The following is a 9429-nucleotide window of genomic DNA, read 5'->3' as shown; positions in this document are numbered from 1 at the left end:
GTCTCGACAGGCTCGTCCACCGGGGGCGGGGGGTCTCGACAGGCTCGTCCACCGGGGGCGGGGGGTCTCGACAGGCTCGTCCACCGGGGGCGGGGGGTCTCGACAGGCTCGTCCACCGGGGGCGGGGGTCGACAAGCGCGACCAGCGGGATGAGGCCCCGCCATGTCCGGCCCCAGAAACAGTCGGCCCCGCGTAACCCCGTGTTTCTCATGTCATAAGAGAGAATCGAAAGGTGGTCTCGCTCCTCTACCTTCACGGCGTCGGCAACGGTGACCCTCGCGACGCCTGGCGCCGTGCGCTGGACAAGGCGCTCCAGGATGTCGGCTACCCGGGGCTCGACGGGGTCGAGGTCATCGCGCCGAAGTATCCGGACGTGCTCCGCACCGATATCGCTGACCGGACTCTGAGGATCCCGCCGGTCACGACGCCGAGGCTGAGCGCGGAGGAGCAGCGGGGCGTACGCCGCCGGGTCGAGCGCGCGACCGCGGAGCTCGAGAAGATTCTCGGCGAACCTGTCCCGGCATCTCCGGTCGGGGTGACCGACTCGCTGGCGCCGATCGTGCTGCGGGTGCTCCGCCAGGCGCACAACTACGTGACCAAGCCCGGAATCCGGGCGCGTACGCTGCGGATGGTCCTCGACGAGCTCCCTGAGGAGGGTGAGGTCGTCATCGTCGGTCACAGCCTGGGCTCGATCATCGCGATCGATCTGCTGCGCCGGCTCCCGCCGAAGCTGACGGTCGTCGGACTGGTCACCATCGGCAGCCCGGCCGCCCACCCGAATCTCCACGAGGACTCCGACCGTCTGGAGATGAAGTCGCCCGTCGACCACGTCGGCTGGTGGGTCAACGTGTGGAGCAACGGCGACGCGGTGACCGGACTGCGGGGCATCTGGCGCCACTTCCCGTGGGCGCTCGATCTCCAGGTCGGGCTCGGCCTCGATCACCGCACCACCACCTACCTCCGTTCCAAGCCGGTCGCCACCGCGATCGGGCGCGGACTGTTCGGCTCTCTGGCCAAGGAGGTCGCGCTAGTCGAGGGCACTCCCGACGTCGCCCTCAACTCGCTCGAGGTGCGCCTGGCGCTGTGGCTCGCCTACGCCCAGTTCCTCCGCGACCACCTCAAGAGCGCCACCCAGGAGCGCTTCGGCGCCGCCCTGCGCGTCGTCCAGCACGAGGTCCTGGAACGGCTGATCGAGAACTACCAGCACGACGGCGTACGCATTCCCCAACAGCTCCTGGACCTGCGCGTCTCGCCTGACCTTCCCGGGGACCGGGACCTGCCCCGGCCCAAGCCGCTGACCCAGCTCTCCAAGGAAGAGGCCGTCCTCGCCCTGGTTGCGCTGGCGACCGCCAACCCGGTGCGGCCGTATGAGATCGACGTCCCCGACGACGTACGCCGCCAGGCATTCCACGACCTGACGGTCTGGATGGGGCTCGGTGGCGGGCTCGGCGAGAACCTGCACATCGCCATGCAGTCCGCGTCGAAGGCCGTCTACCCGGTCGACCAGTGGAAGCTGTGGGTCGGCATCGGGATCGGGGCCGCGGTGCTGGTCGCCGGGCCGATCGGGCTCGCGCTCGCCGCCCCCGCAGGGCTGGCCGGCGGAGCCGCGATCATCGGGGCGCTCTCCGCCTTCGGGCCCGGTGGAATGGTCGGCGGGCTCGTCACCGCCGGCGCGATCACCACCACCGGCGCCGGCACGATCGCCGCGACCCTCGTCTCCAGCTCGTCCACCGCCGAGGACGTCGAGGTCACCGTCATCCAGCTCCTCACTGCCGCGATCCTGCGCTCCCGCGAAGGTCTCGAGCAGGACCTCGGGGTGTGGCTCGCGATGTCCGAGATCCAGCGCCAGACCGGGCGCGAGGTCGCTCGGCTCGCGGCGTACAGCGACGAGAAGGCCCCCGGTGTCGAGGCCCTGCGACGCAAGGCCCGGGCAGCGGACCGCGCGATGGCGTACATGGTCAAGAACCGCCTCGTCGAGGGACTCACCGACGAGGAACCGAAGGGCGACGAATCCTTCGAGGAGTAGGACGCCTCCCCGATTGTGAATCCTCCGCGCCCATGGGCTATGTTTTTCCCGTTGCCGCAGAACAGCGGAAACAAACTAGGCCCTGTAGCGCAGTTGGTTAGCGCGCCGCCCTGTCACGGCGGAGGTCGCGAGTTCAAGTCTCGTCAGGGTCGCGGAACGAATCAGAGAGGACGTGTGTCGCAGAAATGCGACCACGTCCTCTTCGTTATTTACATGGCGGCCTCCGGCCGCGGCGGGGGTCTTACCGCCGACCCCCTTAGTTCGCCGTCGGTGGTCGGGCTTGTCGAGACCCTCCTTCGTACGTCGGTGCGTTGCTCTGGCTGGGGTGTGGCTGGAGGGCCTTGTTTCTTCCGGTGTGACTTGTGGGTCGGGTGTTGCTCCCGGAGGGCGTGACACGCCGGGCGGTGGCGAGCGCGGGGGAGGGCGTGCGTGGGAGGGTGGTCGTCCTGCTTCGGCAGGAGTCTCGGGCCAGAGGTCCCCCGACCTCACCCCGGTTCGGGCCGTTCGTCCCTGTGGGCTATAAGCCGAATAGGCGGTAACGTGCGGGCTGCTGTCCTCCCGTGAGAGGATTCTGCCGCTTGTGTCGACGTCGCAAAATCGGCAGGGCACGGGGGGAACGACTAAGACGTTCGGTACTCAGGAGGCAACACCACCATGTCGTCGTACTACCCGCATCGGCCGCCCCATGCGGCGAGTGCGGACGAGCTTGCGTCGCGGATGCAGACGAACGGTGCCTACCGCACCCCGTCGGCGCCCGCCCAGCAGCAGCCCCCCGCCCTTGGTTGGGACCAGCGTCCGCAGCAGTCTCAGGCCCAGCCGCAGTACCAGGAGCCGGCGATCCAGCAGCCGGCCGTGATGGCGCAGACGACCGGAACGCACTGGCCGCAGTTCGTCAACAACAACCGCCTCATCGGTGCCCTCGTCGCCGGCTTCGGCGCGACCCAGCTCGCCACGATGTTCGGCTACTGGGTCTTCGGCCTCGGCATCATGGAGGGCTCGCTGGACTTCGCGTTCTTCAACGGCGTCATCCTGACCCCGAACGCCACCGCGAACGAGGCCGGGTTCGCCTCGATGCAGTGGTGGTCCGGCATGGGCTTCCACTACCTGAACGGCATGGTCTTCGCGCTGGCCTACGCGCTGATCATCTTCCCCTGGCTCGGCAAGACCCACACCACCTCGAGCAACCTCGCGCGTTCGATGGGGATGGGTATGTTCCTCGCCACCGCCTCCTGCGGCTGGTGGATCCCCGCGCTGCACCAGGACATGGATCCTGGCTTCTTCTCCATCAACTTCGGTGTCGGCGCCGTCGTGAGCGTCTACCTCTGGCACGTGGTCTGGGCACTTGCCCTCGGCCTGTTCTTCAACCCGCAGGACTGACCCACAGCAAGCAAACACGAGAGCCCCAGCCGAACGGCTGGGGCTCTCGTCGTATCCGAAGAAGAAAGACGTACGCAGCGGCCTAGTGCTCCGGCCAGGCGTCGAAGACCTGGCCGCCGTTGGTGGTCAGGTGGTTGTGCAGCTGCTCGCCGGCAGCGGCATCGCGCAACGTACGAAGTACGAGGCGGCGCTGGTCGGCCGGGTTGGCCGACGGCGGCCCCGGGGTCAGCGCCATGGTCTCGGTGACCCGCTCGACCAGCAGGCGCAGGTGGCTGCGCTCGCCACCGGCGTAGATGACGTGGGTCTGCTCGAGCGGGGAGGCCCACAGGATGTTGCCCTCGACGACGATCAGGCGTGACTCGGTGGCCATCACCTTCATCTCGACGTCGGTCATGTTCTGGAGCATGTCGGCCCCGGCGAGGATCGACTCGCCCTCGTGCAGGAATGCCGGCAGCGCGTGGGCGAGGTTGGCATCGACCAGCGCAGCCTCCTCGCGGGCACGCTGCTGCGCTCCCTGCTGTCCGGGGTAGCCGCCGCCGACTGCGCGCTGGGCGCCCGTGCTCGGCGACTGACCGTAGTAGGAGGAGCCGGTGTTGGTGCCGTACGGGCCCTGGTTGGGGTAGTAGGAGCCAGTGTTCGGATAGGACCCCTGGGCCGGGTAGGAACCGGGGGCCGGCGCGACACCGTAGCTGCTGGGAGCGGGCAGACCCTGGGCGCTCCCGGAGCCGAACTCGCCACCCCAGCTGGCGTCGACGTTCAGCTGGGCGCCAGCCGCGCGGGCCGCGTAGTCGAGGGTCGGGAAGAAGTCGTGGAAGGCGTCCTTGTCCCGGATCTTCATCGTGGTGGAGTACGACGATCCGGGCACGAGGGCCTCGATGATGAAGTCACCCAGGCTGGGCGGCGGAGGGACACCGATGAAGGTGACCACGGCCAGGTTGACCGAGAAGACGCGCTCGTGGAACTCGAACATCACCCGACGGTCGGTCAGGAACGCGTGGCCCGAGGCATTCCCTTCATGAGGGAACTTCACCGCGACCCGTGCCCACTGGACCTCGCCCGGCTGGAGCAGGGACTTCACCAGAAGCCAGTCCCGGGACTCCGAGGCGATGGCTCGGCTGTTGGGGTCATGCGCCATCCGTCTGTGGAAATCCTCCACCGGCCGGTGGCCCACGGTGATGGACGCCGAGGCCTTTCTCATTGAGCGCATGATCGCAAACCCTAGCCCTTCCTCCCTCTAGTGTGGACAGTTTGTACCAGCAGGGTCGCGGTGTTGTGGAATCCCCTGTTGTAGATGACAGCTCAACTCTGCGTGACCGCTCCAAGCACCTGCCTATTGACAGAAAACTGACAGGCCGTCCGACCACCCTCTTCGGTGGGTATCCCTGACAACGGGGATCAGCGAGGGGATGGGACTGTGATGACTGGTTCGTCTGTGGCGACAGCGAGAGAGGCCACCGGCGTGCACTGGAGCGAGCTGCCGTGCGCGATCGAGGACGGGGACCTGTGGTTCGCCGCGACCAGCGCCGACGCGGACCGTGCCAAGGCGCTGTGTCGTACGTGCCCGCTGCAGCTCTCCTGCTTGCAGGGTGCGATCGCCCGGCAGGAGCCGCACGGCGTGTGGGGCGGCGAGGTTTTCTACGAGGGGATCGTGGTCGCTCGCAAGCGCACCCGCGGTCGTCCGCGCAACGGAGAGCTCCACCAGCGGGACTTGGAGCGCGAGGCTCGCGCAAACCTGCGAAAAAATACTGCGGAAGCGGTTGCATAGGAGTATCTGTCACCCGGCAGAATGGCGGGTGTGGGGATTGAGATAAGCCCAGAGCGCTTCGACGCACTCGTGGACCAGGCGCTCGACGCCGTCCCGGACGAGCTGGCTGCCCAGGTTCACAACCTCGTCGTGCTCGTCGAGGAGTGGCCGCCCGAGGGTGAGCCCCAGGAGACCCTCGGCCTCTACGACGGAGTGGCGCTGACCGACCGCAACGACCTCTACGGCGGCACTCTCCCGGACCGGATCTTCATCTTCCGTCAGCCGCTGCAGCAGATGTGCGTCGACGAGGACGACCTGGCCGCAGAGATCCGCATCACCGTCATCCACGAGATCGCCCACCACTTCGGCATCGACGACGACAAGCTCCACGAGCTCGGCTGGGCCTAGAAGCTGGGCCTAGAAGCTGGGCCTAGAAGCTGGCCCTAGAAGCTGGCCCTAGAAGCTGGCCCTAGAAGCTGGCCCTAGAAGCTGGCCCTAGAAGCTGGCCCTAGAAGCTGGCCCTAGATCGCCGACCCGGCCACCCAGCCGAGGCTGACCGCGATCGCACCGACCGCGAGCGAGCCGACGACGTTCAGGGCCGCCGATCGCCAACGGCCGTCCTCGGCAAGGCGGACGGTCTCGTAGGAGAAGGTCGAGAACGTGGTCAGCGCCCCGCAGAACCCGGTGCCGGCCAGGGTGAGCACCCACGCAGGAAGTACGCCGCCCGCGGCTGCGCCGGCCAGCAGGCCGAGCACGAGCGAGCCGACGGCGTTGACCGCCATCGTCCCCCAGGGAAAGTCCGCGCCGAGCCACTCACGGACGTAGAGGTCGGTCAGGTAGCGCGCCGGAGCTCCGACCGCGCCGCCGAGAAGCACCAGAAGCGCGGTCATCGGTCCTCACCTCGGCCCGGATTCGGGGCCGGGTCGGGATCGAGGTCGGGGTCGATGCCGTCGACCACGACCTCCTGCCCGCTCTCGAGTACGACGACCCGGCCGAGCGTCAGACCGATCCAAGCGGCGCCGATCCCGGAGATCACCGAGGCGAGCACATAGAGCATCGCGAGCGCCGGCGCATGCCCATCCAGGACGTACGCCTCGAGCTCGTAGGCCGAGAAGGTGGTGTAGCCGCCCAGCACGCCGACCCCGAGGAACGGACGTAGGTAGCGGGTCTGTGACCACGGGCCCAGCACGAACGCCATGAGTACGCCCAGCAGCAGGCAGCCGGAGACGTTGGCGAGGAAGGTCGCCCATGGCCAGGACTGGCCGCCGTGGGGGAGGACCGTAGTGAGTCCCCAGCGGGCCAGGGACCCGAGCGCGCCGCCCGCGGCGATGGGAGCGAGCAGGTCGCGATGCTCACGCAGCACGCCGACAGCGTACGTCTTCGAGGGCATGGCTGGTAAAGACACGGCGGCCGCGAGCGGCGTTCCGGGCCGATCTGGCAAGGCGTCCTGGAGGCTGTCGAGTGGCGGCAACGCAGCCAGATCGGATGCGAAACGTCGCGTAGCGGGCGTGGATTTGCCAGACATGCCCTAGGGGCACGGACCGGCCATCTGGGTCCCGGTCCAGCGGGTGGGGCGCCCGCCCGCGGCCTGGGTGAGGTATTCGCCGAGGAACCAGCGCTGGAAGGCGACCTGCTCGGGGGAGCGGGCCAGGACGAGCAGCCGCTCCTGACGGCAGAACTCGTCGATGAGGTCGAGCATGTCGAGGAAGCGGCGCATCGTCTCGGCCGCGGACCGCGGCATGCGTACGTGCAGGTCTGCCGTCTCCCGGTGGCGGCCGGAGCCGATCACCCCGGTGAGGTGACCGTGGCCGAGGCCGTCGAGGAGCTGGCGTTCCAGCGAGCCGAACAGGGCCGAGAGGCTGGCAGCGAGAGGGTAGTCGTTGGCGTGTGCAAGGGAGAGGAGGCGCACCTCGCGCCTCAGCTCGCGGAAGTGATGCTGGAAGCCCTTGTAGAGGGCGACAGGTACGCCGAGGATGCTGACGTCGACGGTCTCGGAGCCGAGGCGTTCAGGCTTCGGTGGCGCGCCGGCTGGGCCGGTGATCACACCCTCGACCCCGTCGCCCTCGTCGATCTCCGCCGCAGGGGCGAACCAGACGGTCTTGCCGGACGCGTCGATGTCGGCGCCCCACGCGTCGGAGACGCTGGCCACGATCGAGAGGCCGCGGCCGACGGTCAGCAGGACCTCCTCGTCGTCGTCGAGAGCCAGCGGGACCGGCAGCAGCGGCGGCTCTGTCGAGGCATCGCGGATCTCGACGCGGGGATGGCCGACGGTGCCGCGCATCCGGATCGTGACCGGAGCGGCTCCGTGGAAGAGGGCGTTGGAGACCAGCTCGGAGACGCCGAACTCGGCGCACTCGGTGAGGTCGGCGCGGTCGATCTCCTCGCAGGCCGCGCGGACCCAGGCGCGGGCGTCCTGGACGGCGCGAGAACCGGTGCGGAGCAGAAGAGCTGGCCGGCTCAACGGCATGGTCTCCTCCTCCGAGCTCGGGGGTTCGCAGTACACACGATCGCGTTGTGTGTCGTTCGTTGCAAGGATTTTCCGCACTTGAAGGTGTCTGATCCTGACCATGAACCACTAGGGCACAAGGTCCCGGGCGCCCTCACAGATTAAAGTCAGCGGGTTTCGACCCGACAACAGACACGCGGCAGAAACGCATGCTCAGCGGCTGACTGGCAACTGTGACCAAGTAGTCCCACCCGGGAATGAACAGATCCGCCGGAATGGTTCAGAATATGAGGTGGAACGTTCAAACGGTTCTCTTGTGTTGAGGTAGCGGAGGGTATTGGCAATGTCAGCGGACCAGGCAAAGCACCGGGTCGTCATCATCGGTTCCGGTTTCGGGGGGCTCTTCTCCGCGAAGGAGTTCAAGGGCCGCGACGACGTCGAGGTGACCTTGATCGCGAAGACGACCCATCACCTGTTCCAGCCGCTGCTCTACCAGGTGGCGACCGGCATCCTCTCCCAGGGCGAGATCGCCCCGCCGACCCGTGACATCCTGCACCGGCAGAAGAACGCCAGCGTGCTGCTCGGCGAGGTCAACGAGATCGACGCCGAGGCCAAGACGGTCAAGGCGAGCATGCTCAACCAGCAGATCGACGTTCCCTACGACTCCCTGATCGTCGCTGCCGGCGCCGGCCAGTCCTACTTCGGCAACGACCACTTCGCCGAGTTCGCGCCCGGCATGAAGTCGATCGACGACGCGCTCGAGCTGCGTGGGCGCATCTTCGGGGCCTTCGAGATCGCCGAGCTGACCGCCTCGCGCGGTGAGCCGATCGGTGACCTGCTCACCTTCGTCGTGGTGGGCGCCGGCCCGACCGGTGTGGAGATGGCCGGCCAGATCGCCGAGCTGTCCCACCGGGTGCTGAAGAACGACTTCACCCACATCTCCTCGGAGAAGGCGCGAGTCGTGCTCGTCGACGCTGCGCCGCAGGTGCTGCCGCCGTTCGGTGAGAAGCTCGGCGCCAAGGCGCAGAAGGCGCTGGAGAAGGCCGGTGTGGAGGTCGTCCTCGGTGCGATGGTCACGCACGTCGACGAGTTCGGCATCGAGATGAAGTTCAAGGACGGCCAGACCCAGCGGATCGGTTCGATCGCGAAGATCTGGGCCGCGGGCGTCTCGGCCTCCGAGCTGGGCAAGACGCTCTCGGAGCAGACCGGTGCCGAGCTCGATCGTGCCGGCCGGATCGCGGTCAACCCCGACCTCACCCTGCCGGGCCACCCCGAGATCTTCGTGGTCGGCGACATGATCAGCCTCGACCACCTGCCCGGTGTCGCCCAGGTCGCGATCCAGGGTGGCAAGCACGCGGCCAAGACCATCAAGGCCCGCCTGAAGGACAAGCCGGACCCAGGCGACTTCAAGTACTTCGACAAGGGCTCGATGGCCACCATCAGCCGCTTCAACGCCGTCCTCAGCATGGGCAGCTTCAAGCTGTCCGGCGTCCTCGCCTGGTTCGGCTGGCTGGTGGTCCACCTGGCCTACATGACCGGGTTCCGCAACCGGCTCACCGCGACGCTGCACTGGATGATGTCGTTCATCGGCAGGGACCGCTCCGAGCGCACCACCACCATGCAGCAGATCTTCGCCCGCGAGGCGCTCGAACGCGTCCCGGGTGGCATGGCCGCCCTCATCGACGACCCGGACGAGGTCGCCGCCCAGGTGGAGGCCCGGCGTAAGGAGCTCGAGGAGCACGCCGCGGAGGAGTCTCGTCTGGCTGACTCCCGCAGCGCCTCGTAGCCTCGGCTCTCCGAACCGGCCCGCCGCAGACATCGTCTGCGGCGGGCCGG

Annotated in this window: 9 protein-coding genes and 1 tRNA gene; 6 read left to right on the top strand and 4 right to left on the bottom strand. The window is 68.0% G+C overall.

Annotated features, from left to right (window positions below; all coding sequences use genetic code 11):
* Positions 1-232: 232 nt before the first annotated feature.
* From ABZZ22_RS10590 to ABZZ22_RS10580, 3 genes are all read left to right on the top strand, one after another.
* Entirely contained in the window at positions 233-2026 is a 1794-nt protein-coding gene (locus ABZZ22_RS10590) for a hypothetical protein (RefSeq protein ID WP_354930405.1), read from the top strand.
* A 78-nt stretch (positions 2027-2104) separates the two neighbouring features.
* Positions 2105-2178 (top strand) — tRNA-Asp (locus ABZZ22_RS10585).
* A 502-nt stretch (positions 2179-2680) separates the two neighbouring features.
* Positions 2681-3403 carry a hypothetical protein gene (locus ABZZ22_RS10580; RefSeq protein ID WP_354930402.1) on the top strand — a complete coding sequence of 241 codons (723 nt, stop codon included), beginning with the start codon at positions 2681-2683 and terminating at the stop codon, positions 3401-3403.
* A gap of 82 nt (positions 3404-3485) precedes the next feature.
* Here ABZZ22_RS10580 and ABZZ22_RS10575 read toward each other — a convergent pair whose 3' ends face one another.
* Positions 3486-4538 (bottom strand): hypothetical protein, encoded by a 1053-nt coding sequence (locus tag ABZZ22_RS10575; protein WP_354930399.1) that lies wholly within the window; start codon positions 4536-4538, stop codon positions 3486-3488.
* Positions 4539-4835: 297 nt separating this feature from the next.
* Between ABZZ22_RS10575 and ABZZ22_RS10570 the strand changes: the two genes are divergently transcribed.
* Entirely contained in the window at positions 4836-5168 is a 333-nt protein-coding gene (locus tag ABZZ22_RS10570) for a WhiB family transcriptional regulator (protein WP_354930396.1), read from the top strand.
* A gap of 30 nt (positions 5169-5198) precedes the next feature.
* On the top strand, positions 5199-5555 hold the full coding sequence (locus tag ABZZ22_RS10565) for a metallopeptidase family protein (RefSeq protein ID WP_354930393.1): 357 nt from the start codon (positions 5199-5201) through the stop codon (positions 5553-5555).
* A 113-nt stretch (positions 5556-5668) separates the two neighbouring features.
* Here ABZZ22_RS10565 and crcB read toward each other — a convergent pair whose 3' ends face one another.
* The 3 genes from crcB to ABZZ22_RS10550 form a co-directional block, all read right to left on the bottom strand.
* Positions 5669-6037 (bottom strand): fluoride efflux transporter CrcB, encoded by a 369-nt coding sequence (gene crcB / locus ABZZ22_RS10560; protein ID WP_354930390.1) that lies wholly within the window; start codon positions 6035-6037, stop codon positions 5669-5671.
* Positions 6034-6510 carry a CrcB family protein gene (locus ABZZ22_RS10555; RefSeq protein ID WP_354930387.1) on the bottom strand — a complete coding sequence of 159 codons (477 nt, stop codon included), beginning with the start codon at positions 6508-6510 and terminating at the stop codon, positions 6034-6036. Before ABZZ22_RS10555 ends, crcB begins: the two co-directional genes overlap by 4 nt.
* A gap of 165 nt (positions 6511-6675) precedes the next feature.
* A complete protein-coding gene (locus ABZZ22_RS10550) occupies positions 6676-7614 on the bottom strand; it encodes an ATP-binding protein (protein ID WP_354930384.1) in 939 nt (312 codons plus the stop codon).
* Between the two features lie 322 nt (positions 7615-7936).
* Here ABZZ22_RS10550 and ABZZ22_RS10545 point away from each other — a divergent pair, with 322 nt between their 5' ends.
* Complete coding sequence (locus ABZZ22_RS10545) at positions 7937-9379, top strand: NAD(P)/FAD-dependent oxidoreductase (RefSeq protein ID WP_354930381.1); 1443 nt, start codon at positions 7937-7939, stop codon at positions 9377-9379.
* The last annotated feature ends 50 nt before the right edge of the window (positions 9380-9429 follow it).

The sequence above is a fragment of the Nocardioides sp. NPDC006273 genome (genome assembly GCF_040613495.1).
Taxonomy (GTDB): domain Bacteria; phylum Actinomycetota; class Actinomycetes; order Propionibacteriales; family Nocardioidaceae; genus Nocardioides.
The sequence above is the reverse complement of the archived record's forward strand: the minus strand, read 5'-3'. Positions and strand labels throughout refer to the sequence as shown.